The 26,038-nt window shown below is 50.4% G+C and carries 21 protein-coding genes; 13 read left to right on the plus strand and 8 right to left on the minus strand.

From position 1 onward, the window contains the following. Positions 1-14 precede the first annotated feature (14 nt). Complete coding sequence (gene rplQ, locus C1A11_RS10545; RefSeq protein WP_102050419.1) at positions 15-356, plus strand: 50S ribosomal protein L17; 342 nt, start codon at positions 15-17, stop codon at positions 354-356. Between the two features lie 152 nt (positions 357-508). On the opposite strand, the gene C1A11_RS10550 is transcribed toward rplQ, so the two are convergent. The 4 genes from C1A11_RS10550 to C1A11_RS10565 form a co-directional block, all read right to left on the minus strand. Beyond that, complete coding sequence (locus tag C1A11_RS10550; RefSeq protein ID WP_102050420.1) at positions 509-844, minus strand: hypothetical protein; 336 nt, start codon at positions 842-844, stop codon at positions 509-511. 210 nt (positions 845-1,054) lie between these two features. Further along, on the minus strand, positions 1,055-2,152 hold the full coding sequence (locus C1A11_RS10555; RefSeq protein WP_145995755.1) for an LCP family protein: 1,098 nt from the start codon (positions 2,150-2,152) through the stop codon (positions 1,055-1,057). A 188-nt stretch (positions 2,153-2,340) separates the two neighbouring features. Further along, a complete protein-coding gene (trhA, locus tag C1A11_RS10560; RefSeq protein ID WP_102050422.1) occupies positions 2,341-3,000 on the minus strand; it encodes a PAQR family membrane homeostasis protein TrhA in 660 nt (219 codons plus the stop codon). Between the two features lie 98 nt (positions 3,001-3,098). Next, entirely contained in the window at positions 3,099-3,956 is an 858-nt protein-coding gene (locus C1A11_RS10565) for an NAD(P)H-hydrate dehydratase (RefSeq protein ID WP_102050423.1), read from the minus strand. Between the two features lie 246 nt (positions 3,957-4,202). On the opposite strand from C1A11_RS10565, the gene C1A11_RS10570 reads away from it, so the two are divergent. The 5 genes from C1A11_RS10570 (at position 4,203) to C1A11_RS10590 (ending at position 9,684) form a co-directional block, all read left to right on the plus strand. Beyond that, positions 4,203-4,880 (plus strand): response regulator transcription factor, encoded by a 678-nt coding sequence (locus C1A11_RS10570; protein WP_102050424.1) that lies wholly within the window; start codon positions 4,203-4,205, stop codon positions 4,878-4,880. After that, positions 4,877-6,103 (plus strand): sensor histidine kinase, encoded by a 1,227-nt coding sequence (locus C1A11_RS10575; protein WP_102050425.1) that lies wholly within the window; start codon positions 4,877-4,879, stop codon positions 6,101-6,103. The genes C1A11_RS10570 and C1A11_RS10575 overlap by 4 nt, the downstream gene beginning before the upstream one ends. 146 nt (positions 6,104-6,249) lie before the next feature. After that, positions 6,250-6,957, plus strand: a complete 708-nt coding sequence (locus C1A11_RS10580; protein WP_102050426.1) for a polyphosphate polymerase domain-containing protein — start codon at positions 6,250-6,252, stop codon at positions 6,955-6,957. 2 nt (positions 6,958-6,959) lie between these two features. Beyond that, complete coding sequence (locus C1A11_RS10585; RefSeq protein ID WP_102050427.1) at positions 6,960-7,655, plus strand: DUF4956 domain-containing protein; 696 nt, start codon at positions 6,960-6,962, stop codon at positions 7,653-7,655. A 10-nt stretch (positions 7,656-7,665) separates the two neighbouring features. Further along, positions 7,666-9,684, plus strand: coding sequence for a carbohydrate-binding domain-containing protein (locus tag C1A11_RS10590; protein ID WP_102050428.1), 2,019 nt, complete (start codon positions 7,666-7,668; stop codon positions 9,682-9,684). Positions 9,685-9,780: 96 nt separating this feature from the next. On the opposite strand, the gene C1A11_RS10595 is transcribed toward C1A11_RS10590, so the two are convergent. From C1A11_RS10595 to C1A11_RS10610, 4 genes are all read right to left on the minus strand, one after another. Continuing rightward, positions 9,781-11,370: a hypothetical protein gene (locus C1A11_RS10595; protein ID WP_102050429.1), complete on the minus strand. Its 1,590-nt coding sequence runs from the start codon at positions 11,368-11,370 to the stop codon at positions 9,781-9,783. Continuing rightward, complete coding sequence (locus tag C1A11_RS10600; RefSeq protein WP_102050430.1) at positions 11,367-12,098, minus strand: ABC transporter ATP-binding protein; 732 nt, start codon at positions 12,096-12,098, stop codon at positions 11,367-11,369. Before C1A11_RS10600 ends, C1A11_RS10595 begins: the two co-directional genes overlap by 4 nt. Positions 12,099-12,292: 194 nt before the next feature. Beyond that, on the minus strand, positions 12,293-13,654 hold the full coding sequence (locus C1A11_RS10605; RefSeq protein ID WP_102050431.1) for a PFL family protein: 1,362 nt from the start codon (positions 13,652-13,654) through the stop codon (positions 12,293-12,295). 74 nt (positions 13,655-13,728) lie between these two features. Further along, positions 13,729-13,998 (minus strand): ACT domain-containing protein, encoded by a 270-nt coding sequence (locus C1A11_RS10610; protein ID WP_102050432.1) that lies wholly within the window; start codon positions 13,996-13,998, stop codon positions 13,729-13,731. Positions 13,999-14,162: 164 nt separating this feature from the next. On the opposite strand from C1A11_RS10610, the gene C1A11_RS10615 reads away from it, so the two are divergent. The 7 genes from C1A11_RS10615 (at position 14,163) to addA (ending at position 25,947) form a co-directional block, all read left to right on the plus strand. After that, complete coding sequence (locus C1A11_RS10615) at positions 14,163-14,636, plus strand: Lrp/AsnC family transcriptional regulator (protein WP_102050433.1); 474 nt, start codon at positions 14,163-14,165, stop codon at positions 14,634-14,636. Beyond that, entirely contained in the window at positions 14,636-15,826 is a 1,191-nt protein-coding gene (locus C1A11_RS10620) for an aminotransferase class I/II-fold pyridoxal phosphate-dependent enzyme (protein ID WP_102050434.1), read from the plus strand. The genes C1A11_RS10615 and C1A11_RS10620 overlap by 1 nt, the downstream gene beginning before the upstream one ends. A 146-nt stretch (positions 15,827-15,972) precedes the next feature. Then, positions 15,973-17,118, plus strand: coding sequence for a DUF362 domain-containing protein (locus C1A11_RS10625; protein WP_102050435.1), 1,146 nt, complete (start codon positions 15,973-15,975; stop codon positions 17,116-17,118). A gap of 22 nt (positions 17,119-17,140) precedes the next feature. Next, on the plus strand, positions 17,141-18,007 hold the full coding sequence (ispE, locus tag C1A11_RS10630) for a 4-(cytidine 5'-diphospho)-2-C-methyl-D-erythritol kinase (protein ID WP_102050436.1): 867 nt from the start codon (positions 17,141-17,143) through the stop codon (positions 18,005-18,007). A gap of 89 nt (positions 18,008-18,096) precedes the next feature. Then, positions 18,097-18,792 (plus strand): stage II sporulation protein R, encoded by a 696-nt coding sequence (locus tag C1A11_RS10635; RefSeq protein WP_180950320.1) that lies wholly within the window; start codon positions 18,097-18,099, stop codon positions 18,790-18,792. Positions 18,793-19,154: 362 nt separating this feature from the next. Continuing rightward, complete coding sequence (locus C1A11_RS10640; protein WP_102050438.1) at positions 19,155-22,433, plus strand: PD-(D/E)XK nuclease family protein; 3,279 nt, start codon at positions 19,155-19,157, stop codon at positions 22,431-22,433. Continuing rightward, positions 22,426-25,947, plus strand: coding sequence for a helicase-exonuclease AddAB subunit AddA (gene addA, locus C1A11_RS10645; RefSeq protein ID WP_102050439.1), 3,522 nt, complete (start codon positions 22,426-22,428; stop codon positions 25,945-25,947). The genes C1A11_RS10640 and addA overlap by 8 nt, the downstream gene beginning before the upstream one ends. The last annotated feature ends 91 nt before the right edge of the window (positions 25,948-26,038 follow it).

The following is a 26,038-nucleotide window of genomic DNA, read 5'->3' on the forward strand; positions in this document are numbered from 1 at the left end:
AGGAGTGAATTGGGATGCCCGGTACCAGAAAACTTGGCAGAACCAGCGATAGCCGTAAGGCAATGCTCAGAGCAATGGTCACCTACCTGTTCGAGAACGGGAAGATTGAAACCACTGTGACCCGAGCAAAAGAGGTTCGCGCGGTTGCTGAAAAAATGATTACGCTTGGCAAGCAGGACAGCCTGCACACCAAACGTCAGATTTATTCTTTCATCACCAAAGAAGATGTTGCGAAAAAGCTGATCGACGAGATCGGCCCGAAGTATGCTGACCGTAACGGCGGCTATACCCGCATCATCAAAATCGGCGCTCGCCGCGGCGACGCTGCTGAGATGGCGATCATTGAATTGATCTAATTTGGATCACGAAAAAGCCCTCTGTGTTTTACACAGAGGGCTTTTTTATCGTAATTCGTGTGATATGGAAGAGTGGCAGAAATCCTCTTATGGCATAGCAACAGGTATTGTGTTTCCTGTTATACTGTGCGCTCGCAAAGGCACCCTAAAAGCTATTGCATGCGATGCAAGTGAAAATTATCGCGAAAAAAATAATAAATAATTAAGTCAATGGCATAAAGACAAATGATATAAATCCCGGCCCGCAGTAAGAAAAACAAAATTTTTTCTCCTACAGAGAAATCATAGTAAGTGCTAGCAACGGAAGCCAAACGGCTTTGAAAAATGTAAGGGACAAGTGTTAAAATCCAAAAAAGAATACGAGCAATTTGTTTGTTTTTTTCAATCAAAAGGCGACTGCATTGCGGGCATTCTGCATAAACAGGCCATCTGCCGCGAAAAGAAATAGGCACTTGAGCATTGCAATGTGGGCATATCACCGGTTTCATAATCTCCTCCTTACAAAACAAACCTTTCGTAGGTAGGCGGTAAAAAGCGAAGAAAAAGGACCGATACTCCCGAAACATCGCAAATTCAAAAGTGATTGACAGCATCGTTTGCTATCTACTCTTTTGAGAGGCCATTTTCTGGGACTATAGGTCCTTATAAGATTTTGTTTAGACAAACTTCTCAGTCACGCTGTGGCACTTGTTTTAAAACTATTCCGTTGCGGCACTGGAAAGCTGACCAATAAAATTGATAGATGCGGCAATCTCACCAACCGGGAACTCTAGGTTTTTCGGCAAGCCCAGCTCACTGGCGTCTACCGGTGTGCCGTACGGCCTAAAATGCTCGTTAAGGAGTGGAGCAAGCGTTTCGGCGTTAATGCCATACATGCCTTTATGGCCGTTGGTTTCATACAGACTGCCGCCGGGGCAGCGTGCGATGCCGATGTTGCTGCTATCCACTTTTTGCAGCCAGCCAAACAAAGAAAGCATTTCAGAAATGCTCAGGTCGGTATTGATGTAGCTGGCAAGGCCGGGAGCAACTTTGATGAGGTCCGACATGGGGAAGGTCATGAACGTTTTAAATACGGCTGCATAAAAATACTGCTGCACTTCCAAACGCTTTAGATCGCCCTCATTATACTCTTTGCGCTGCCGGACGATCCACTCAGCGGTATTTCCGTCTACAAAATGAGTACCCTGTGGCACGGTATTGCCCTCTGGATCAGTAATATCCCAGGGAACGTACATCTCAATACCTCCCAAAATGCCAATCAGCTTTTTGAAAGCGGCCATATCAATCGTAACATAATTATCGACAGGCAGTTTGAATTGCTCGTTCACCACTTTTGCAAGGTTTGAAATGCGATTGCGAGAATCTTCACCATGACTGTAAACCGCATTAATTTTGCCAGTGCCGCCCGTGGGGGCATTTTCTCCAACATAGCTGTCGCGCGGAATCTGAAGCATACGAATCGAACCCTTTTCAATATCGCAACTGACGTACATAATAACGTCGGTCATGCCCAGGCCATCGGAGTAATCACGCCCATCGTCATCGGAATCATAATCGATACCGGCTACGAGAAGATTAATTACTTTTTTGCTGATTTCCGGCTCCGTTGGAACAATATCTGGTGTAAGCTGACCGGCATCGCCTTCGTTGACAAGGTTATCAAGGTAAACGTATACGCCTACACCGATCAGCATGAATATGGCCAATATAACTGCCGTGAGCATAATTGCAGGCCGGTAGTTCTTTTTCTTTTTGCGTCGCCGTCTTTGGGGCGCGCGATGTCTTGGTTGTTCCAAACAGGAAACCTCCCTCAGTGTAATAACATGGTTAAAAAATACCGTTTCGCGACAGTGAAAAAAGCGCGTAACTGTTAACAGTATATCATAAAAAACCTGTCGCACCTATGCACAAAAAAGAAATTTTTGTAAAAGATAGTAAAAAAAGCTGCTTCACTTATCGTAAAGCAGCTTTTAAATCCAGGGATTTATAATACAAATAAGAAAACCGCAAGATAATGCGAAAACGAGCCTAGCAGAATAAAAACATGAAAAACTTCGTGAAAACCAAAACTCGCAGAAGGATTTGGCCGTTTTAGTGCATAGAACACAGCACCGATAGAATAGAAGATGCCGCCTAAGGCAACCAAAAACAAGCAACCGGGATGTGAAATGTCAAAGTCGCGGATGACAAAAAGAATTGACCAACCCATCGCAAGATAAAGCAAAGTGGTAAGCACACGGGGAGCGTTAATCCATAGAATTTTTGCTAAGATGCCGATGATGGCAATGCCCCATAAAACTGCGCAGAAGATAGTGCCTTTTTGTGGAGGGAGCATCATTAAACTGAACGGGGTGTAGCTGCCTGCAATCAGCACGTAAATCATACTATGGTCTACCTTGCGCAGCACCTTTTTAACACCGGTGCTGGAAGTGTTGCCTGGGTAAAAATGATAAATGGCACTTGCCGAATAAAGTGCAATCATAGAAAGACAAAAGCACATTGCTGAAGCAACGGCCCGAGCAGAGCTGCCGGCTTCTGCCCCGCGCACTAACATAAAAAAGCCACCCAGTAAAGCCAGCAATGCCCCTAATGCGTGGGTACCGCAACTTACGGGGTCTTGTGCATTACGAAACAACTTTTCCATAACAATTCTCCTAAACATGTAATGTAGTATTTAATATTATATTACACCATTATATGTAATATATCAAGAAGAATTGAAAATATTTTTTTATTGTACACTTATACTCGCAACAAAGGCGGTAGAAAAGCAAAAAGATCCTGCGGCAACATCGTCTCTTCGCTTGTGACGTCAGCGCAGGCATCTGCGGCAGCACCATGCAGATAAGTGCCAATTAAAGCGGCATCAGCAGGGGAGTACCCTCGTGCAAGCAAACCCGTAATCATCCCAGCAAGCACATCACCACTGCCGCCACGTGCAAGGCCAGCATTTCCGGTGGTGTTTTGGTAAAGCGTGCCGTCGGGCAGAGCAATCAGTGTACGATGTAGCTTTAACAGTACAACGGCATTGCTTTGTATGGCAAACTTTTGCACGGTGCTTGCCGGATTTGCAAGTACATGCGCTGTTGTAGTATGGCAAAGCCGTGCCATCTCTCCAGGGTGGGGTGTAAGTATGGCCGCACGCTCAAAATGAAAAGGTTGCTGTGTACTAAGCAAATTGAGCCCGTCAGCATCCAGCACCAGTGGCTGTGTGGTATCTGTGAGCAATGCAAGCAAAGCTGCATTGGTATCTTCTGTTTGAGAGAGCCCGCAGCCAAAAAGTATAGCAGTTGCTTTGCTGCTGGCAGAAAGCAGTTGAGGCAAGCTAGCTGCTGAAAGAGAGCCGCTTGCAGCTTCCTCCATCGGTAAGCAGACACATTCCGGCAAAGCCGGCAGTACAATATTTAAAACTTTTTCGGTAGCGGCCAGCGTAACCAAACCCGCACCGGTACGCAGAGCACCTTCTGAAGCAAGGCGCGCCGCGCCGCGATACCTTGCGCTGCCACAGCAAAGCAGGGCATGCCCGTGCGAACCTTTATTACTTAAGGGGTCACGTGGCCGCAAAAGGCTCGCAATAAACTCTTGAGTGGATTGCTGCATTACATTCATCTCCTTACGGCTATTGTAACATACTCGGGCGAAAAATGGCGATGCATATTGAACAAAAGTAACGTGCGTTTCCAGTGGCAAAGAGTAGTTTGCTTTGCCGCAACAAGAAGTCTCCGATTTTCTTTATTTTGTGGTAAAATAAACCCAGTAATACCGCATGTGGACTAAAACCGATTTATTTTAAAGTAGTTTTAAGGCAAATGAGGTATAATTTATCCAGAAAGCGAGGGGAATGCGATGCGCTTGCTATTGGCAGAAGATGAAAAAGAGCTTTCCAATGCACTGGTAGCAATATTAAAACATAATAATTATTCGGTAGACGCAGTATATGACGGCGAAGAGGCGCTGGATTATTTGGAAACAGAAAGTTACGATGGAGTCATCTTAGATGTTATGATGCCGAAGAAAAATGGCTTGGAGGTATTGCACGCTTTACGCGCACAGGGTAAGGATGTGCCGGTGTTAATGCTGACGGCAAAAACCGAAATAGACGACCGAGTAGCTGGCTTAGATGCTGGTGCAGACGATTATTTGGGCAAACCGTTTGCCACGAAAGAATTGCTCGCTCGCATTCGTGCCATGACAAGGCGACAAAATCAAGTAACCGATGCAGTGCTGTGTGTAGGCAACCTTAGTTTAAACCGCGCAAGTTTTGCGTTGAGCGGACCAGGTGGTGTCTTTCGGCTTGCCAATAAAGAGTTCCAGATGATGGAGATGCTGATGCTTCACCCAGGACAGATAATACCGACGGAACGGTTTATGGAAAAAATATGGGGTTACGACAGTGAAACCGAGATGAACGTTGTGTGGGTGTATATCTCCTATCTAAGGAAAAAGTTAGCCACATTAAAGGCCGACATTAGCATTAAAGCTACCAGAAACACAGGTTATTCTTTGGAGGTGACGCAAGCGTGATTAAAAAACTGCGCACCAAAATGATTATTGTATCAACCTTGTCTGTTTTGGCAGTGCTTGTCGTAATTCTTGGCGTGATTAACGGGGTAACATTTTATAATATCAACCAAAGAGCAGACGAGCTGATTCATATCCTCGCTGAAAATGAGGGACGCTTTCCCAAATTGGTGGAAGGCGAACCAATACAGCAAAAAAAAGACCGGCACAATGTTTCACCCGAAACACCATACGAAACCCGCTTTTTTACAGTGTACGTAGATAGGTCGGGAAGGGCGTTGGCTGCTGATACGGGGTCGATTGCCGCAATTAATACAGCAGTGGCTAATGAGATGGCAGAAAAAGCTTATGCCAGCGGCCGCGGTGATGGTTTTATTCAAGACTATAAATATAGTGTTTCAAAAAATGGCGATAAGGCAATGATCGTTTTTCTTGATTGCGGACGAGACCTGCGCACCTTTCGCTCCTTTTTAGTTACGAGTTTAATGGTAGCGGCGGCGGGGTTGGTTGGTGTTTTTGTTCTCGTTTATGTCTTATCCAAATTCGCAATTAAGCCTCTGGCCGAAAGCTACGAAAAGCAAAAACGGTTTATCACCGATGCCTCGCATGAGATAAAAACTCCGCTTACTATCATAGGTGCAAACACCGAGATTATCGAGATGCAGAGCGGTGAAAGCGAATGGACCCAAAGCACGCGCAATCAAATTCGCCGGCTGACAGAGCTGACAGTGCAGCTAGTATCTCTGGCAAGGATGGATGAAGAAAATGCCAAACTGCCCATGGTTGATTTTTCATTGTCCGATGCGGTACAAGAAGAAGCAGAACCTTTTGTGCCGCTTGCACAGACCAGCGGAAAAACATTGATGCTGGAAATAGAAGACGGGATTTCGTGTTTTGGTGATGAGGCAGCTTTGCGTAAAGTGGTGTCAATATTGCTGGAAAATGCAATTCGCTATTCCGACGCAGAGGGCAAAATTAGCTTGAAGTTAAGCCGACAAGGCAAAAAAAATCGGCTTTGGGTCAGAAATACCGTAAACGGCATAGAGCCCGGAAGCCATGATATAATGTTTGAACGCTTTTACCGAGCGGATTCTTCACGCAATTCCAAAGCAGGGGGATACGGTATTGGCCTTTCGATTGCACAGTCTATTATAGAGCAGCACAAAGGAAAGCTAACAGCGCACAGTAAGGATACGCGCTCCATTGAATTCACCGCGCTTTTTTAGCCAAGCACTCCATCCAACAGCCTCGAATTTTTCGGGGCTGTTTTTTGTTGTAAAAAGATTTGCAAGAAAAAGCAAAATTTAAACTTGGTTTTAAGTTAGGCCTTTATAATGGCAATATCGCAACGAGAGCAGAAAGGAGAGCGGAGATGGTAAAAACACCAACTGTTTTCAAACGATATGAAAAGAAGTATTTGATTACCAGGGAGCAGCAACACGAGATATGGCAGGCCATAGCGGAACAAATGCAAGAAGATGCCTTTGGCCGGAGCACCATTTGCAATATCTATTTTGATACCCCGAGCGATTTGCTGGTACGCCGCTCACTGGGAAAACCCATTTATAAAGAAAAGCTGCGGGTGCGTGCTTACGGTATCGCTACCGCCCAAACGCCGGTATTTGTCGAGCTAAAGAAAAAATACAAATCGGTGGTTTATAAAAGAAGGGTTGCAATGCCAGAACAGGACGCAATGGCCTACCTTTGCGAACAAGCGGCGCCACCTGAAATAAGCCAAATTACCCGCGAGCTGGATTATTTTCGCGCGTTTTACGGTAAGCTGATGCCCAAAGTATTTTTATCTTACGAGCGGCAGGCTTTTTATGCAAAAGAAGATCCGGAATTTCGGGTGACATTTGATGAGAATATCCGCTGGAGAACCAAAGAGCTTTCGCTTTGCGCCGAGCCATATGGCACCTTGATACTGCCCGAGGACAAAGTTTTGATGGAGCTGAAAACGATTGGCGCACTCCCGCTTTGGATGACCGAGATACTCACCAAACAGCGAATCTACCAGACTTCATTTTCCAAATACGGCACCGTATATCAGCAGCTAATGACAAGCATGGAAGGAGCATAAACGTGCAGAATTCGATTTTTAAAGGGGTATTCGATACCACAACCACAACCACTATTGCCTTAAATGACTTTTTACTCTGCCTTGGCGTGGCATTGGCCCTGGGGCTTGTGCTCGCTTTGGGCTATACCTATAAAAGCAGATACACCAAAAGCTTTGTTGTAACACTTGCTATTATTCCGGCAGTGGTCTGTGTGGTTATTATGCTGGTGAACGGCAATGTAGGCACCGGCGTAGCTGTGGCAGGCGCGTTTTCTTTGGTTCGGTTTCGCAGCGTGCCGGGGACCGCAAAAGAGATTGGTGCAATTTTTCTTGCGATGGGTGCAGGACTGGCAACCGGTATGGGCTACCTGGCTTTTGCCGCATTGTTTACATTGATTCTTATCGCCGTTACCCTGCTGTACCAATCGCTTGGGCTTGGCGCAAAAGGCAGCACCGCACTTGAAAAAACCATGCGCATCACAATACCAGAAGATTTGGACTACAGTGGCGTTTTTGACGATTTATTTGAGGGCTACACCACCCACTGTGAAGTGGTTAACGTGAAAACCACTAATATGGGCAGCCTGTTTAATTTAACCTATAATCTAACGCTAAAAGAGGCGTCTAAAGAAAAAGAATTTATTGACCAGCTGCGTTGCCGCAACGGCAACCTTGAAATTTCGATTTCCCGGCAGGAAATGAATACCTGCGAGCTTTAAGGAGGTAAGTATGAATAGGAAAATAATTGCGTTTATCGTAGCGTTGGCGTTTGCGCTGTCACTTGCAGGATGTAGTGCGACAACCACCCAAACCGGGCAGTCTGACAGTACAGGAGCATCCTCTGCAATAGCCGGCACAGGGCTTTTGGACATTTTTCAAATGTTTACCGACAATGACAAAGAGATTGGATATGATACGAGCACAGCGAAAACAATCGAGCTTTCAGAGGAGTCAGTAACCATTAGTGAAGAAGGCACCTATGTGATAAGTGGTACTCTTACCAATGGGCAAATTATTGTAGACACAAACGAGAATGCAAAGGTGCGCCTGGTTTTTAATGGAGTGCAGATCAACAGTGACACTTCCGCTGCACTATATATCAAACAGGCCGAAAAAGTATTTGTCACTCTTGCGCAGGGCAGTAACAATACACTTTCCAATACGCAGGAATTTGTAGCGATTGATGATAATAATATCGATGGTGTTGTATTTTCAAAATCAGACCTTACCTTTAACGGGCAAGGCAATTTGACGGTAAATGCGGCATACGGGCATGGCATTGTATGCAAAGACGATCTGGTGTTTACCGGTGGCAATTATACTGTTAATGCCCAAAACCAAGGCGTAACGGCAAATGACAGTGTACGAATTGCTGACGGGACTTTTGCCGTTACGGCGGGTAAGGATGCAATCCACGCAGAGAATACCAAAGACAGCGCTCTGGGCTTTATCTATATTGCAAATGGCACCTTTACGCTAAATGCATCGGGCGATGGACTGGATGCTTCTGGCGTGGTGCAAGTGGATAATGGAACAATGAATATCACCGCTGGCGGTGGCAGTGATAACGCTGTTGCAAAACAAACGGCACAACCAACCGGTAAAGGTGAGCGCCCGCAGCGTGGGCAGATGCCAAATGGCACAGAGCCTGCGGCAAATGGGGAGCGGCCTGCGGATATGCCGGAGCTGCCACAGGGCCAGGAAGACGGCAGTATACCGGTAGCAGGCGCTACACAAAAAGGGCAGAATGCGCCGCCAGAAGGCACCGCACCAGAAGCAAACGGAGAGGAAGGGGCTACTGCAGATGCAGTTGCCCAGCCACAAGCAGAGCCGAGCACTTCAGCAGAGAGCAGTGCGACCCAAGCACAAGCGGAAAATTCGACTTCTACCAAAGGCATAAAAGCAACAGCAGGGCTTTATATACAGGGTGGCACACTGAACATTGATGCGCGAGATGATGCGTTGCATTCCAACAGCAATCTGCAGGTAAATGGCGGTGAGCTTCAGCTTAGCTCAGGCGATGACGGTATCCATGCCGATGCACAGGCAGCGATAACTGCGGGCAATTTAACGATTGCAAAAAGCTATGAGGGTATAGAAGGGCAGAGCATCGAAATCAGCGGCGGAAATATCAGTGTGACTGCCAGCGATGATGGGCTGAATGCAGCGGGCGGTAACGATGCAAGCGGCATGAACAGCGGTGATACCTTCCATACTGACGCAAATGCTTACATTTTGATTTCTGGCGGTAAGTTAACGGTGGATGCCGGCGGTGATGGTGTGGATTCTAACGGCGATTTGACCGTAACCGGTGGGGAAACCTATGTGGCTGGCCCAACAAACGACGGCAACGGCGCGCTTGACTATTCGGGCAACGCGAAAATTTCCGGAGGCGTTTTTGTAGCAGTAGGCAGCGCGGGCATGGCACAAAATTTTGGCAGCGATTCTACGCAAGGCGCGATACTAATCAACACCCAAACGGCTGCAGCTGCCGGCACCGCAGTTACGCTTAAAAACGCAAATGGCGAAACGTTGGCAAGCTATACTTCGGCAAAACAGTTTAATTCTGTTTTAATCAGCTGTGCAAGCCTTGAGAAAGGCGGCACATATACTTTGCAAATTGGGGCGGAGGCACAGACCATTACACTGACGGATATCATTTATGGTGCGGGTTCGGCGCAAGGTGGCCGTATGCAGGGTGGCAAGATGGGAACAGCACCCAAGCAGCAGACCACCAACGCCAGCTAACGGCAACAAGGCGCAGACAGCAAATAGCATCGCTAAAGCAAAAACGGATAGACGCGCAGAGCGTCTATCCGTTTTTTAGATTAAAAAAATAGCAGTTTAAAGTGCATTGAATTTTGCAACACCGCGTGTTTTTAAAAGGCGATGCAACAGCAGGCAACCGATGATAAGCAGTACCCAGACCAGCCATAAAACAGAGGTGATGCCCAATAAGCGTCCCAACAGCCAGCAAAGCAGTGCGCCCAGACCAACCGGCAACAGCCCACCCAGCATGGAAACCAAAACGCTTGCGCTCTGCTTTACAATTACCGTATCGTTTACGCCGTCAAGCTTTGGTAGCAGCAAATTCGCCCACAAGCCGAATAGCCCTTCGTAAAAGGTCATCGTAATGCCCAGCAGCAAAAGCAGTAAAACGTGGGTAGCGCTAAGGCTTAATACAAAGCCAAAGCAAAGCACTGCAAATACCACAGACGGCACGATAATAAGCAGGTGAAGTTCCAACTTTGCCCGGAAAATATCCATCACCGCAATCGGTGCTTCTTTTAAAATCCAAAGGCGGTTGCTTTCCAGGGAAATAGAAGGGGCGGTGATGCAGGACATAGCGAGCAGAAACCCAAGGCCGGCGCAGACCATTGGCAAAAGCTCTGAGCCGGGCATGCCCATGCCACCGAGTGCTTCGAGCAGCGTGGAACGTGCAAACAAACCATAAATGCTGCCGCCTACCAGCATCAGCGGTCCGATAATCGTATTGAACAGATAAATCGAAGAGCCAAAATATTTGCGCAGCTCTTTGCGCAGCAAAGCTTTGCGCATGCTGGTGGCCGATTGTGTGCCGAGGCTGTAATCATTGCGTGCACTGCGACTTTCCAGCTTGGAAATGAGGGACTTATAAGTTTTAGAGAACAGGTAAGAAACCGCAATAATAAGGCCTAAAGAAAGCACAGCCAGTTTCAGCAAAGCAACGATGCTGCCGTCGGCAATGCAGTCGCGCACCCAGTAAAACGGAGGAAGGTAAGTGGCTAGCGCGTTGCGCATGCCCTCAACATTTTGGGCCACGTAAGCAAGGCTGCTGTTTAGCTTAAGCGAGCCAATCATAATCGCTGCAAAGAATAACAGGTTGCATACGATGCTCAGCAGCGCGCGGTGTTTGGAGCGGCTTTCAAACAGGCTAACCAAAAACGAAAGCACCAGCGACAGTGCAGAGGGCAGCAGCGGAAGCAGCAGAGCCACCGGGAGAAAGAAAACAACAGCCGAAAGAAGTGACCCACCAAAAGCGACATGAGCAATGGTGGCGGGCAGCAAAATGCAAAAGCAGAAGAAGAGATTTTCTAAATAAAGAGCCGCTAATTTAGAAAGAACAATTACGAACGATGAAATTGGCAGGCTGAGCAGCAGATTGTTATCTTTGGCACCAAACACGAAGCTGGCGGCGTTAAAAATGCAAAAGATAAAGCTTGCCATTGCGGCCATCGCGCTCATAATCGGCAGCACAAGGTCGGCCCCGCCAGCAGGGGCAAGCTGGCTTGCCAGCAAAAAGCTGTAAATGCAGCCAATGTACAGCGCAATAAACGAAAGCAGCAGCAATGCCCCTACACCACTGGCGGCCTTTTTGCCCGCTTTGCGGTGTTGGCTGGAAGAGAGCAGAAGCCCTTTGAGATTGATGCGGCTTAATGCGAAGAAAATTTTCACAGAGTACCGCCCTCGCTTTCTTTGGCGGCAAGTTCGAGGAAAACTTCTTCCAGTGAAGAGTTGCCTACCACTTCGGCGGTGTCGCCAGAAATGACAAGTTTGCCGGCTTTGATAATTGCAATACGGTCACAGAGCTTTTGTGCAACTTCCAGCACATGGGTCGAAAAAAGCACCGCGCTGCCTTGGTCGCATAGTTCTCTCAGAAAGCCTTTGACGGTGTGTGCGGCCACGGGGTCCAGCCCTACAAACGGCTCATCGAGAATCAGCAGCTTAGGCTCGCGAATCAAAGCACTGATGAGAGCGAGTTTTTGTTTCATGCCATGTGAGTAGCTGCCGATGCTGCTGCCCAGCGCGCCGGTCAGCTCAAAGGCATCGCCGTATTTGCGAATCAGCTCTTCGCGGCGCGCCGCAGAGATGCCATAGATATCTGCAATAAAGTTCAGGTAATCAATACCGGAAAGAAAATCATAAAGGTCCGGATTGTCGGGCAAAAAGGCAGTTACCTGTTTTGCTGCAACGGGGTCTTTTTGCACATCGTGGCCGTCGATGGTGATGATGCCCTCTTCAAAATCTAAAATGCCTGCAATACTGCGCAGGGTTGTGGTTTTGCCGGCACCATTGTGGCCGATAAAGCCGAAAATTTCACCTTTGCGCACGGTGAGCGAAAGGTCGTCTACCGCACGCTTTTCGCCTGCGTAAATTTTAGAAAAATGTTCTATTTGCAGCATTGCAAAACACTCGCTTTCTATGTTTGTTTGATAATTAGAAAAACATCTAAATGTTTGTTGCCATTATATCCTGTTGCCTTGTTATTTGTCAACCATATTGGTGTAAAAACAAAGAAAAAGCAGCAACCATGCGAAAAATGCATGGTTGCTGCTCTTGTTTCAAAAGGTATTGCACAAAGGCTGCGCAGTTGAAATTAGTTTTTGAGTGCCTGCATCGGTGCGGGAATTTTGCCGCCGCGCGCGATAAATTTGGCAGGGGAGAATTTGCTGATATCCATAATGGGGCCGTAGCCGAGCAGACCGCCAAAATCGAGCTGCTGGCCTTTTTCAAGGCCGATAGCCGGGATAACGCGGACAGCGGTGGTTTTGCTATTGACCATGCCGATAGCGGCTTCGTCTGCAATCAGTGCGCTGATGACTTCAGCCGGGGTATCACCGGGGATGACCACCATATCGATGCCAACACTGCAAACCGCAGTCATCGCTTCGAGCTTTTCGATGCACAGGCTGCCGCATTCGGCAGCGGCAATCATGCCGGCATCTTCAGAAACCGGAATGAAAGCGCCGGAAAGGCCGCCAACTGCATTGCTGGCCATAACGCCGCCTTTTTTAACAGCGTCGTTGAGCAGGGCAAGAGCAGCCGTAGTGCCGCAGCAGCCGCAGCTTTCGAGGCCCATTTCTTCCAGCACATTAGCAACAGAGTCACCGATAGCCGGGGTAGGGGCAAGCGACAGGTCAACAATGCCGAAGGGAACGCCCAAACGCTCGCTCATCAGATTACCGACCAGCTGGCCCATGCGGGTGATTTTAAATGCGGTGCGCTTAATCAGCTCGGCAACCTGGTCAAGCGACATGCCTTCGCTGTCTTTCGCAAGAGCGGCACGCACTGCGCCAGGGCCGGAAACGCCGACGTGAATCTCGCAATCGGGTTCGCCGGGGCCGTGGAATGCACCGGCCATAAAAGGGTTGTCCTCGGGCGCATTACAGAAAACGACCAGCTTTGCCGGGCCGATGCAGTTGCGGTCAGCCGTGATTTCTGCAGCTTTGCGCACAACTTTACCCATCATTGCCACAGCGTCCATATTAATGCCTGCTTTGGTAGAGCCGATGTTGATGCTGCTGCAAACAATATCGGTTTTGGCAAGCGCTTCAGGAATGGCATTGATAAGTGCGATATCGCCCGCCGAAAATCCTTTTTGCACCAGTGCAGAAAAACCGCCTACAAAGTTAACGCCTACTTTTTTTGCTGCGGCGTCCAAAGTCAGTGCAAATTCAACAGGGTCAGGGTTCTTGCAGCCTGCAAGAATCATCGCAATGGGGGTAACTGAAATGCGTTTATTAACGATGGGGATGCCATAAGTGTTGCTGATGTTTTCTGCCTCAGCGACCAGATTTGCCGCTTTGGTGGTGATTTTTTTATAGATTTTCTCGCAGCATTTGTGCGGGTCTTCATCAACACAATCAAGAAGAGAAATACCCATGGTTACAGTGCGTACGTCCAGGTTCTCGTCGGTGATCATGCGAATCGTTTCCAAAATATCGGTGGTGTTCAGCATGGAGAGGTTCCTTTCTGGTATACTTAAGATGAAAAAACAATGCAGTTATCGGCCGAACAATACGGCAAACCCGATTAGATTCGGTGCATCGCGTCGTAAAGTTCCTGGCGCGTCATTTTGACTTCAACGCCCTTTTCAGTGCCGGCGGCGGTCAGCAGACGCTGCAGCTCATCAAAAGCTACGGTGCATTTGCTTACGTCGACAACCATGATCATAGCAAAGGTGCCACCCAAAATGCTCTGGGTTACCTCTTCCACATTGACACTGTGGTCTGCGCATACGCTTGCTACACGTGCAAGAATGCCCACAGTATCCTGTCCAACAACGGTAATAACTGCTTTCATGCCTGTACCTCCGTAAAAATAAAATCTTTGAAATAAAAAGGCAAAAATTGTAGATTAATAAAGAGCATTATAGCAGATAATTTACAATTTGCCAAATGTAATGTATAATAAAATATCATTTGACGCAAATAAAATAAAACCACTTACGAAGGGAAGGGCTTGTTATGAAAGATCTTTTGAAGCTGATGGAGGAAAACGCACGGCTTTCCGTCGAAGAACTCGCCGCCATGGTCGATGCGACCCCCGCAGAGGTGGCTGCCGCCATCGATGAATATACACAGCAAGGTATCATCAAAGGCTATAAAACGCTGATTGATTGGGAGAAAACAGAGGTAGACCGTGTGAAAGCACTGATTGACCTGCGTGTTTCGCCTAAAAAAGACCATGGTTTTGATGAAATTGCCACCCGTATTGCCCTTTACCCCGAAGTGGAGAGCGTAATGCTGATGAGCGGTGGATATGACCTTTCGCTGGTGATGTCCGGCAAGAACTTTCAGGAGATTGCAATGTTTGTTGCGATGCGCCTTTCCCCAATGGATGACGTGCTTTCTACAGCAACGCATTTTGTGTTGCGCACCTATAAAAAACATGGCGTAAGCTATGCGCCCGAAGCTGACGAGAGAGGGTATAACAATTAATGAATTATGAATCTATCATTGCGCGCCGTGCGGCAGAAATCAAGCCGTCCGGTATCCGTAAATTTTTTGACCTTGCGGCGACGATGCAGGATTGCATCTCGCTAGGTGTAGGCGAACCTGATTTCAAAACGCCCTGGATGATCCGCGATGCTGGCATCAAAAGCCTGGAACGCGGCAAAACATGGTACACCAACAATGCCGGTCTGCCGGAGGTACGAAATGCGATTGCAGATTATCTGGAACGCCGGTTTGACCTTTCGTATGACCCCGCCACCGAAATTGCGGTAACCACCGGCGGCAGCGAGGCAATCGACCTTGCGCTGCGTGCGCTGCTCAACTCCGGCGAAGGGGAAGAGGTTATCATTCCGGAGCCCTGCTATGTCAGCTATGCGCCGCTGTGCGAATTGTGCGGCGGTGTACCGGTGCCGATGCCGCTGCATGCAGAGGACGGCTTCCGCATTACGGCTGAAGGTCTGCGCAAAGCCATTACGCCGAAGACCAAGGCTATTATTATGGCATTCCCCGGCAATCCCACGGGTGCCGTTATGCGTGCAGAACATCTTGCCCCCGTGGCAGAACTACTGCGCGACACAGATATTATGGTAATTACGGACGAGCTGTATGCGGAACTGACCTATGGACGTCAGCGCCACGTGAGCATTGCTGCCCTGCCGGGCATGAAAGAGCATTGCATTTACGTCAATGGCTTTTCAAAGGCATATGCCATGACCGGCTGGCGCCTTGGCTATATGTGCGCTCCGCAGGAGATTATGCGCATCATGGTCAAAATCCATCAGTTTGGCATTATTTGCGCGCCAACTACCAGCCAGTACGCAGCGCTGGTTGCACTGCGCGATGGTGACGACGCAATTGAAGCAATGCGCCAAGAGTACGATATGCGCCGCAAGCTGCTGGTAAACGCACTTAATAAAATGGGCCTGACCTGCTTTGAGCCGGAGGGCGCCTTCTATGTCTTCCCATCTATCAAGGCAACCGGGCTTTCCAGTGCAGAATTCTGTGAACAGCTGCTTTATGCTCAGAAAGTTGCAGTTGTGCCCGGTACAGCATTCGGCGATTCTGGCGAGGGCTTTGTTCGTATTTCCTACTCTTATTCCATTGAACATCTTTCTGAGGCGCTCAAACGCATCAGCGCTTTTTTGGAAGAGCTCAAAAATAAAAGTAATTCTTAAAAGAACAAAACGGCGCATCTGCATTAAGCTATCATCTTGCAGTGGACGCCGCCTATTTCCGGCAAGGCTCAAAATGTTGGGCCTTGCCGGTTTTTACGGCATTGCGTAACGCCAATTACCAATGCTGAAAGGAGAGTACCTACAGTATGAAGCAGGTTGTTTTAAAATCTGGACTTTCGTACGCCGATGCCGATGCGCTGGATGCCGCGGTAGAGGCTATTTTTGCTGCAAGCGAAAAAGCAGCAGCCCTTGGGCCACACAGCCGCGTTTTGCTAAAACCGAACCTGCTGGCAAAACATGCCCCAGAAAAAGCGGTGACAACTCACCCCATGGTGGTGGCAGCGGTGGCAGATGCCCTGCACCGGCGCGGCGTTGCCGATATTACGCTTGCGGATTCTTCCGGTGGCATTTACACCGAAAGTTCGATGCGGGCAATCTACAAAGCTTCTGGGCTGGCGGGCGTGTGCGAAGAAAAAAAACTGCGCCTTTGGGAGCAAACCACCAGCGGGCGAAAAGCTGCAAATGGATTGCGGTGCAAAGAATTTAACCTGCTCACTCCGGTAATCGAAAGTGATTTTATCATCGACCTGTCGAAGGTGAAAACCCATGTGATGACCGGCATGACCTGTGCGGTCAAAAATCTGTTTGGTTGTGTGCCGGGGCTACAAAAAGCGGAATTTCATATGCGCTTTCCCGACCGGGAGCAGTTTGGCGAAATGCTGGTAGATCTGTGTGAAACAGTGGCCCCGGCGCTTACTATTGCAGATGGTATTGTAGCACTGGAAGGTGACGGCCCCGCGGGTGGCACACCCAAAGTAATGGGGATTCTCTTGGGTAGTGAAGACCCATATTTGCTGGACCTTGCAGTTGCAAAGCTGATTGGTATTACGCCGGAAAAAGTGCCTTATCTTGCCGCAGCTATGCGCCGCGGGCTTTGTGCAAAGCAATTTCCAGAAGAGGCGCTGGCATCGGGCAGCGACTCGCTGGTGCTAGCAGAGGGATTTTTACTGCCCTCCAGTTATGCGGATATTACGTTTGGCGACCAAGTGCCTACCGGGTTGCGCTGGGCGACCCCGATGGTGACACGGTTTGCGGCACCGCACCCTGTTATCCGCCGTGCAAAATGCATTGGCTGCGGCAAATGCGCCGAAATCTGCCCCGGGCGTACCATTGAGGTCAAAAACAAAAAAGCAAAAATTAAAAAAGACGACTGTATTCGCTGCTTTTGCTGCCACGAAATGTGCCCGGTAAAGGCTATCGATGTAAAGAGTCTCCCGTTTTTTAAGCTCTGATGAATCAGAAAGGAATGTTACCATGAACAGCGTAATCGTTTCGGCACCTGCAAAATTGAATTTGACGCTGGATATTACCGGCATCGAGCCGAATGGCTACCACACAATGGATATGCTGATGCAGGCAGTGAACCTCACCGAGCGGGTGACCCTGGCGCGCGCCGCAGACATCTGCGTTACGGCGACGGGTGCAAGGCTGCCCATGGGCCCCAGCAACACGGCCTATAAAGCGGCGGTTTTGTTTTTTCAAGAGACAGGGCTCCTTGCTGGCGTACATATCCATATCGAGAAAAAAGCGCCGATTCGCGCCGGCATGGCAGGCGGCAGCGCGGATGCAGCAGCTGTTCTGGTAGGGCTTAACACGCTTTACAGCGCAGAGCTTTCACTAGCGGAGCTTTGCACTCTGGGTGCTGCGGTTGGTGCGGATGTACCGTTTGCCATTTGTGGGGGCACTGCGCGTGTAGGTGGCTTTGGAGAGAAAATCACGCCGTTGCCTGCACTTATGGATTGCCGCTTTGTCGTGGTCATGCCGGGATACGGCATCTCTACCCCAGAAGCCTTTGCGAATTACGATCAGGTGGGCACAGATAAGCGTCCGAATAACGAAGCAGCCGTGGCGGCACTGACGGCGGGAGATTACGATGCCTTGATGCCATGCCTTGCAAACGTGTTGGAAAAAGCAAGTAACGGCCCGGATACGGAGGCCATTTGCAACGCCTTAACGCAAGCGGGCGCAGGTGCAGCACTAATGACCGGCAGCGGGGCTGCGGTTTACGGGATTTTTAAAACCGAACAGGCAGCCCAGAGTGCGGCAAGCCAGCTGAAAAAGCGCTGGCAAAAGGTTTGGGTACTTGCCCCGCGTGCAGAAGGAACAAAAATTGAAAAATAATTGGTATAAATTACCGAGTCCACGTCCATACTCTCAGCACAAGGCTTAAAACAGCCATAAAATGCAGAGAGAAGGACGTGGATTCTTTTTTGAAAAAGCTAAAAATTGCTATCGCGGTGGGAACACTGCTTGCTATTGTACTTACTTCGAGTTTTTCCTCATTCGCCGCAGTTTGCGATGCCATCCGTGAAGATACTTTGCGGTTTCATGTGCTTGCCAATTCGGATTCAGAAGCGGACCAGGCGTTAAAGCTGAAAGTGCGCGATGCTGTGCTGAAAGTAACCGCAGCAGATTTTGAGAAAGCGAACACCAAGCAAGAGGCGGAAAAAGCAGCCGATGCGCAGCTGAATAAGATTCGCGCCGCTGCAGAAAAGACAATCCGCAGCGAAGGCTATGATTATTCCGTTAAAGTATATCGTACCCGTATGTATTTTGCGACAACCCGTTACCCGCGTGCAGCCGGTGGCAGCTATACGCTTCCGGCAGGCCAGTATGATGCAGTGCGCATTGAAATTGGTGCAGCAGCGGGGCACAACTGGTTCTGCGTATTGTTCCCGCAGCTTTGCCTGCCAGCAGCACAAAGCGATGCAACCGCTGATGCGCTGTACACGGACGAAGAAAAACAAGTGCTGGAAAGCGGCTATGAGGTGCGCTTTGCGCTAGTGGAGTGGCTCAGCAAAGGAGAAAAAAAGGACGCCGAGCCCGAGCCGACACCTACGCCGACCCCGACCGCAACACCGAAAGCCCAGTTAATGGAACAGGCGCAAAACTCGAAAAAACGTTGACCTTTTAAAACAGCCATACTACAATTAAACCGACAGCTTTTGCAAAAGCAATGCAAAGGCTGTCGGCTTTTTCTTTTACTTTAAAGTAAAAAAGACGAGAACGGACAAGCCGAGAAAAGAAATTGTATTTGGGCCGCGCCGAGTATTTACAGCCGATGCTTTTTGGCATTCGTTTACTTATTGATTTTTGCGCAGGCCACCAGCTGTGGCTGACAAGCAGCGCATTGAAAAGAACTTTTTGAAAAAAGATTGCCTGGTTTGTTTTGTATTGGGCGGCAGCCCATTAATAAGGCGCCATTTTGCCCAGAATACAGTAATCTGCTGCCGCAAAGCGAAACAGCGGCAAGAAAGGAAGACGCGATATGCTTAATTTGTTGCTTGGCACCTCTGGCACCGGCAAAACTACCCGGTTGCTGGAGAGTATTGCCGCGCGCGCCAAAGAAGGAAAACGCAGCATTTATCTGGTGCCGGAGCAGTTTAGCCAGGCGGCAGAGCTGCTTTGCTACGAAACTTTAGGGGAGCGGCTTTCGCCTTATTGTACGCCGGCTTCGTTCCGTACTTTATCGGAGCGAATTGAAAACCTTGCAGGCGGCGGGGCAGTGCCGACGCTGAGCGATGCGGGGCGCTGTGTTTTTGTGCGCCGCGCCATTGAGCAGCTTGGCGATGAGGTGAAATATTATCACCGTCACCGGCACAATGCGACTTTTCTGGCAAGCTGTGCAGAAGTAATACAGCGTTTTAAATCCGCCGGGGCAGATTGCGAAACCCTTTATGATGCTACACGTGAGGAAGCAGGCGAGCGGCTTTCGGAGCTGGCCTTAATTTACAGTGCTTACGAAGGCGTGCTTGCTGGCAAAGCACTTGATCCCGAGGACAGAATCTCGCGCAGCGCAGCAAAGCTGACGGCAGGAATGGCAGAGCCGGTTGCCTTTTTTATTGATGATTTTGATGCTTTTACCGCGCCGGAATATGCCATGTTGCGCCGCATGATTGCTTTGTGCGATGGTGTGACGGTAGCGCTTTGCTGCGATGGGCTTGCTGACCACGAAAATGGTCTTGGAATGTTTAGCCCGGTGAAAGCGACCGCAGAGCGGCTGATTCGCTTTGCGAAAGCAGAGCAGGTGCCGGTGGCTACCCCGGTGGTTTTAACTGAAAATCTACGCACCCAGCGCAACGGCATCACGGCGATTGATGCATTGCTGTGTGGGCGAAAAATTACAGATGCAGCAGCCGATGGTGTGTGGTACACATCTGCGGCAGATCGCTATCAGGAGTGCCGCACCGTGGCGGCAAAAATATGCCAGCTAATTATGGACGGGGCGCGTTACAGCGAGATTGTTGTGATTTGCCGTGACCTTGAAACTTACGGCGAGATTTTAAAACAGGAACTTGGCGAAAGAAATATTCCCTGTTTTGCAGATACCAATACTACGGCGGAGTACACAGCTCCCTCTGCATTTTTGCGCGCTGCACTGGGGCTTGCAAAGTCGGGGCTTTCTACTCGCAGCTTGCTTGCGCTAGTGAAAACGGATTTGTGTGGGCTTTCTATCGAGCAGGTAACTGCGCTGGAAAACTACGCGTTTGTATGGCAGCCGGGCGCGGCAGATTGGCGAGAGTCATTTACTCTGAACCCTGCCGGTTTTGGAGAAATGCGGGAAGAGGACAAAGCGCAGCTTGCTCTGGCAGAAGCTGCGCGTGCCGCTATCGTACCAAAGGCAGAACGCTTTTTGGAAGTTACCCGCAGCACAACAGGGGCCGGGCTTGCCAAAAGTTTGTTTTTGCTGCTGGACACCTTTGGTGCCCCGGACCACTTGGCTGAGTTTGCGGCGCAGCTGCGCGATGCAGGGCGACTTGCTGCCGCCGAAGATGCACTGCGCAGCTGGGATCTTGCCATGGACGCGCTGGACACGATGGCGCAGCTTTTGGGAGAAGATGCTGTTACCCCCGCAGAGTTTGACGAGCTGCTGCTGATTTTGCTGCGAGGCAGTGAAGTGGGCAATGTGCCCCGCACGCTGGATACCGTAGCAATTACCAGTGCTGACCGTATGCGTTTAGCCGGGCCGAAGTACGCTTTTGTGGTGGGCCTTTGCGAGGGTGAATTCCCGCGCGGTATTGCGCAGGCAGGGCTGCTCACCCAAGGAGACCGAGACTTTTTAGCCTCCCACGGCATTGAAATGTCGGGTGGGTTTGAGGCGCGGGTATTGCTGGAAGAGATGTTCTTTTACCGTGCACTCACCAGTGCTTCGGATGGGTTGTGGCTGAGCGCGCCGGCATTTGGTGGCGAGGCCAAGACGCTCTCCAGCGCTGCGGCCAAAATCGTAGAGCTGCTGGTGCCGCCGCAATTGGCACTGGCCGACGAGGCGTATTATACCAGTGTTCCGTCTGCGCTTGCCGGGTTTGCGGCAGGTTATGCGGATGATACAGTATTGACGGCCAGCCTTTCTGCTGCGCTGGAGCAAGAACCGGCCGCATCTGAGCGCCTGGCAAAACTTGCAGCCGCAGCTATGCCGCGCCGGTTTGATGTGCAGGACACTGCTGCAATGCATCAGCTGTTGGGCGAACGACTGCACCTGTCGCCCTCAAAAGTAGAGCAGTTTTATAAATGTAGCTACGGCTACTTTTTGCAATATGTACTGCGGTTGCGTCCGCGCCGCCCGGCAGAGCTTTCACCGGTAGAAAGTGGCAGCTTTGTGCATGCCATTCTCGAAAAAGGCATTCAGTGCTGTGGTGGAACTTTTACGGAGCAGACAGACGAAGAGCTGGCGGCCTTGGTAAACCGGCTGGCAGACGAATATATTGCAGAGAATATTCCGCCTGCCGCGGCAAGCGGTATTCGCTTTGGCTACCTTGTCAGCCGCTTGAAAGCCAATGCTACCCGTCTGTTGATTTTCATCCGGGAAGAGCAGCGGCAAAGCAGCTTTCACCCGGAAGCATTCGAACTTGGGATTGGCCCGGGCGAAGAGATTGCCCCACTGACCATGCAGACACCCGACGGACAGACAGTACTGGTTTCGGGCAAAGTGGACCGTGTAGACGTGTTGCACCGCGATGGGCATGCCTATGTGCGAGTTGTGGACTATAAGACCGGAAGTAAAGACTTTAGCTTGGATGAGGTCTATGCAGGGCTGAATTTGCAAATGTTGCTTTACCTGTTCAGCATCTGCAACACGTCAGATGGTCGTTTTGCAGGTGCCGTGCCTTCGGGTGTGCTGTACCTTTTGGCAGACCCGGCACCTGCGCTGATGGAGCGCGAAAAAGCTCGCGAATGGACACCTACCTATAAAGTGGATGGCCTTGTAATCGAGGATGAGATGGTGCTGAATGCGATGGATAAGCAGGGAGGCGGTGTCTTTATTCCGGTTCGGCGCACGAGCACAGGCAAAATCAGTCCGCGCGCCAAAATTGCGGACCTCGCAAAGCTTGGAAGAGTGGAAAAACGAATTGAAGAGCTGATTGCTGAGATGGCGACCGGCTTATATGAGGGTGCGGTGGATGCTATGCCGCTGGTAAAAGGCCAAACACGCCCTTGCGAATATTGCGATTACCGAACCGTTTGCTGCCATGAGGACGGCAAGCGAGAGCGTGGCATTACCGTGAAAGCGAATATTTTTGACGAAGAGGAGGTGGGCGCGGATGCCTAAATGGACAACACAGCAGCAAGCAGCAATCGAAGACGAAGGCGGTACGCTCCTGCTTTCTGCTTCGGCAGGCAGCGGCAAAACGGCTGTATTGGTGGAACGCGCCTTTCGGCTGATTTCTGCCGAAAATCCTACCAGCGCAGACCGCCTGCTGATTTTGACCTTCTCCAATGCTGCGGCCGCTGAGCTGCGCAGCCGTATTGCGCAGCGACTTGACCACGCGCTGGAGCAAGACCCCGGCAGCATGCATCTGCGCCGCCAAAAAATGCTGCTGCAGCGTGCACAGATTTCTACCGTCAGCGCATTTTGCATGCAGCTTTTGCGCGAGCAGTTCAGCCGGCTGCCCATTCCGCCGGATTTTCGCGTGGCCGATGAATCAATCCGCTACGAACTTTCGCAGGCAACGCTTGCGGCTGTGCTGGAAGCGAGCTATGAATCACCAGCGTTTCGGGAGTTTGCCTCAGTGTTTGGCAAAGCACGCAATGACCGCGCTGCCGGTGATGCTGTTTTAGGATTGTATGAACATCTGCGGGCGCTGCCGTTTTTTGAAACTTCACTTTCGTCCATGTGTGCGCTTTTCCACGGTGAACAAGCCATCGAAGAATCCCTCTGGGGCAAAGAGCTGCTCAAAGGCGCGGGAGAAGTTGCCAGCGAGGGCATTGCGGTTTGCAATGCGGCACTGGATATTATCCGGGAAACGCCGGAGCTTGCCGGCTATGCCGACGCCCTGTTGATTGATCGTGACTGCTTTTTGCGGTTGCAGGAGCTGCTTGAACAAAAACGCTGGGACGACGCACGCATTGCAGCCGGGTATCAACCGGTTAAGCTGAAGTCGGTGCGCGGGTTTGACGGCACCGAAAAAGAAACAGTTCAAGCGCTGCGCAAACAGGCGAAAGAACTGCTGGGAGATATTTTATCGGATTATCTTGTTTGCTCGGCAGAGCAGTTCGAGGAAGATCGCGCTGCCCTTGCGCCGATGGTGGATGCTCTTGCCGATGCGGTACGGATGTATAGTGACCGCTTTTTTGAAGCAAAAGTATCTGAAAAAGTGCTTGAGTTTTCCGATTTTGAGCATCTGACGTTGCAGCTTCTTGTTGATGAAAATGGTAAAAAAACACCGCTGGCCAAAGAAATCAGCGCGCGCTATGATGTGGTGATGGTAGACGAATATCAAGATACCAATGCGTTGCAGGATATGCTGTACCGCATGCTGGCAAATGAGGACGAGAGCAACCTGTTTCTTGTAGGCGACGTAAAACAGAGCATCTACCGGTTTCGCAAGGCGATGCCAGAGCTGTTTATTGATAAAAAAGAGCGGTTTGCCCCTTATGATGGCAAAAGCCATCCGGCAAGCTTGATTTTGCCCCACAATTTCCGTTCCACCGAAGCAGTGGTAAGCGGTATTAATGATTTGTTCTGTGCGCTAATGTGCCGCGAGGTTGGTGAGATTACTTACGACGGGGCAGAGAAACTGATTGCCGGAGCAGGCGAAAGCCCAGCGCCCGGCGGGGTAGAAATTGATCTGATTAATATTTCCGAAAACAAAGAGCTTGGCGAAGCCGAAGCGGTTGCACAGCGTATTCGCAGTATGGTGCGCGAAGGTTTTCTTGTGCGCGAAAAAGATGGCACACTTCGCCCTTGCAATTATGGGGATTTTTGTGTTTTGATGCGCAGCCCGGCAGGCAGCGGTGAACTGTATCTTACAGCGCTGGAGGCACATGGCGTGCCAGCTACGGCTGACCTTGATACTGCGATGCTTACCGAACCTGCGGTACAGCCGGTAATTGCGGCATTGAGGGTGCTGGATAACCCCGCGCAGGATGTACCGCTTGCTGCGGTGATGACCTCGCCGATGTTTGCTTTTTCAGGCGCAGAGCTTGCGGCACTAAGGGCCAAAACCCCCCGGGGCGGCCTTTGGATGGCGCTTCGGGCAGACGATACCGAAAAAACACAGCGATTTATTTCTACCATTTTGACCTTGCGCAGGGAAGGCGGTTTGCTGCCGGTTGCGGCGCTGACTAACCGCCTGCTGGAAGAAACCGGTTATCTGCTTTGCACACAGGTGGCAGACGCTGCCGATGTTGCCGCAGGTGCCGCAAGACTTGGGGCTTTGCGCAGCTTTCTTGCGTTTGCAGGGGAATATGATGCGAGCAGCGGCGCGGGCCTGGCGGGCTTTCTGCGCCGTATCGATAGCAGCCTTGCTTCCGGCCGCAGCGTTTCGACCCAAGGTGCTGCTGCGCCGCAGGGCATGGTGCAGATTATGAGTATTCATCGCTCGAAAGGCCTTGAGTTTCCGGTTTGCATCTTAGCAGACACTGCGCACGGCTTTAACCGACAAGATCTGAATGTGGCGCCGGTGCTGCGCCATACGGCACTTGGCATTGGCATGACACTGCGCACCGAAAGTGGCGCACGATACCCAACCGTACCGCAAAAAGCACTGCGCAGTGCGTTGGAGCGGGAACAGATGTCGGAAGAGATGCGGGTGCTTTATGTGGCACTGACCCGCGCAAAAGACCTTGCAATTATCACCTGCGGTGCGTCGGACCCGGAAAAGGTGCTTGGCAAACTGGCGATTCAGCTGGCGGGCGCGGGCGGCATTACCCCATGGATGTTGCGCACGGCAAAAAGCTTTTCCGAATGGATTTTAGCCGCCGCGCTGCTGCATCCCGATGGGGCAGAATTCCGCGCAGCCGCAAGTGCCGCTACATTGCCGCTGCAAGTTGCCGAAGGCAAACTTTCGGCGCGCATTCTCGCGGCACCGCTGCACGAAGAGTGCGAGCAAAAAGCACAGCTTCTTCGCACGGCCGAGCCGGACGAATCGCTTGTAATGCGGTTGCGCAAAGCCTTCCATTGGCATTATCCGCGCGCAGAATTGCTTGAGCTTCCTGCAAAAGTTTCGGTTTCCGCGCTTACCCATCGCATCGGCGAAGCGTCGGTGCCAAAAAGGCCGTCCTTTATGTACGGCAGTGGCCTTTCTGCCACCGAGCGTGGAACCGCCCTGCACGCGGCATTGCAGTACGTGAACTTTCTTTCGTTGCAAAGAGATACCGAGGCCGAGATTACAAGACTCGTGAATTCTGGATTTATTTTGCCTGAACAGGCAGCGGCCATCGACCGCAGAGCGCTGAGTCGCTTTTTGGAATCGGACATCTTCCGCTCGATGTGTATGGCGGACAAGGTGCTGCGAGAGTATGCGTTCTTCACTCATCTGCCGGCATCCATGCTGAAAGATGGGCTGCCGGACGATTTACAGGACCACCAGGTATTGGTTCAGGGCATCGCAGACTGCGTGCTGCTGTTCGGCGATGAAGCAGTTTTGCTGGATTATAAGACCGACCGCGGCAAAGACGAAGCCGCTTTGCGCCGCGCCTATACGGCCCAGCTGCTTTTGTACAAGCAGGCGGTAGAGGCAGGACTTGGCGTGCGAGTGCGGCAATGCTGCATCTACTCGTTTGCGCTGGGTAAAGCCATTGAAATTGCGGTAGATACACCGCTGCCGGCCCTGCAAAAATAATTTTGTGCCAAGGTTGACAAGTTTTGCAGGTTATGGTATAGTTGATAGGTCAATAAAGCAGATGCGGCAGCCCCGCACTCACCTTGCAGGC

It is taken from the genome of Pygmaiobacter massiliensis (assembly GCF_900199435.1).
Taxonomy (GTDB): domain Bacteria; phylum Bacillota; class Clostridia; order Oscillospirales; family Ruminococcaceae; genus Pygmaiobacter; species Pygmaiobacter massiliensis.

Coding starts and splice junctions, on each gene's coding strand:
- C1A11_RS10570 (WP_102050424.1), top strand. CDS start 4,203: ATGCGCTTGCTATTGGCAGAAGATGAAAAAGAGCTTTCCAATGCACTG.
- C1A11_RS10615 (WP_102050433.1), top strand. CDS start 14,163: ATGAAAGATCTTTTGAAGCTGATGGAGGAAAACGCACGGCTTTCCGTC.
- C1A11_RS10610 (WP_102050432.1), bottom strand. CDS start 13,998: ATGAAAGCAGTTATTACCGTTGTTGGACAGGATACTGTGGGCATTCTT.
- trhA (WP_102050422.1), bottom strand. CDS start 3,000: ATGGAAAAGTTGTTTCGTAATGCACAAGACCCCGTAAGTTGCGGTACC.
- rplQ (WP_102050419.1), top strand. CDS start 15: ATGCCCGGTACCAGAAAACTTGGCAGAACCAGCGATAGCCGTAAGGCA.
- C1A11_RS10625 (WP_102050435.1), top strand. CDS start 15,973: ATGAAGCAGGTTGTTTTAAAATCTGGACTTTCGTACGCCGATGCCGAT.
- C1A11_RS10580 (WP_102050426.1), top strand. CDS start 6,250: ATGGTAAAAACACCAACTGTTTTCAAACGATATGAAAAGAAGTATTTG.
- C1A11_RS10550 (WP_102050420.1), bottom strand. CDS start 844: ATGAAACCGGTGATATGCCCACATTGCAATGCTCAAGTGCCTATTTCT.
- ispE (WP_102050436.1), top strand. CDS start 17,141: ATGAACAGCGTAATCGTTTCGGCACCTGCAAAATTGAATTTGACGCTG.
- C1A11_RS10605 (WP_102050431.1), bottom strand. CDS start 13,654: ATGCTGAACACCACCGATATTTTGGAAACGATTCGCATGATCACCGAC.
- C1A11_RS10565 (WP_102050423.1), bottom strand. CDS start 3,956: ATGCAGCAATCCACTCAAGAGTTTATTGCGAGCCTTTTGCGGCCACGT.
- C1A11_RS10640 (WP_102050438.1), top strand. CDS start 19,155: ATGCTTAATTTGTTGCTTGGCACCTCTGGCACCGGCAAAACTACCCGG.
- C1A11_RS10620 (WP_102050434.1), top strand. CDS start 14,636: ATGAATTATGAATCTATCATTGCGCGCCGTGCGGCAGAAATCAAGCCG.
- C1A11_RS10590 (WP_102050428.1), top strand. CDS start 7,666: ATGAATAGGAAAATAATTGCGTTTATCGTAGCGTTGGCGTTTGCGCTG.
- addA (WP_102050439.1), top strand. CDS start 22,426: ATGCCTAAATGGACAACACAGCAGCAAGCAGCAATCGAAGACGAAGGC.
- C1A11_RS10600 (WP_102050430.1), bottom strand. CDS start 12,098: ATGCTGCAAATAGAACATTTTTCTAAAATTTACGCAGGCGAAAAGCGT.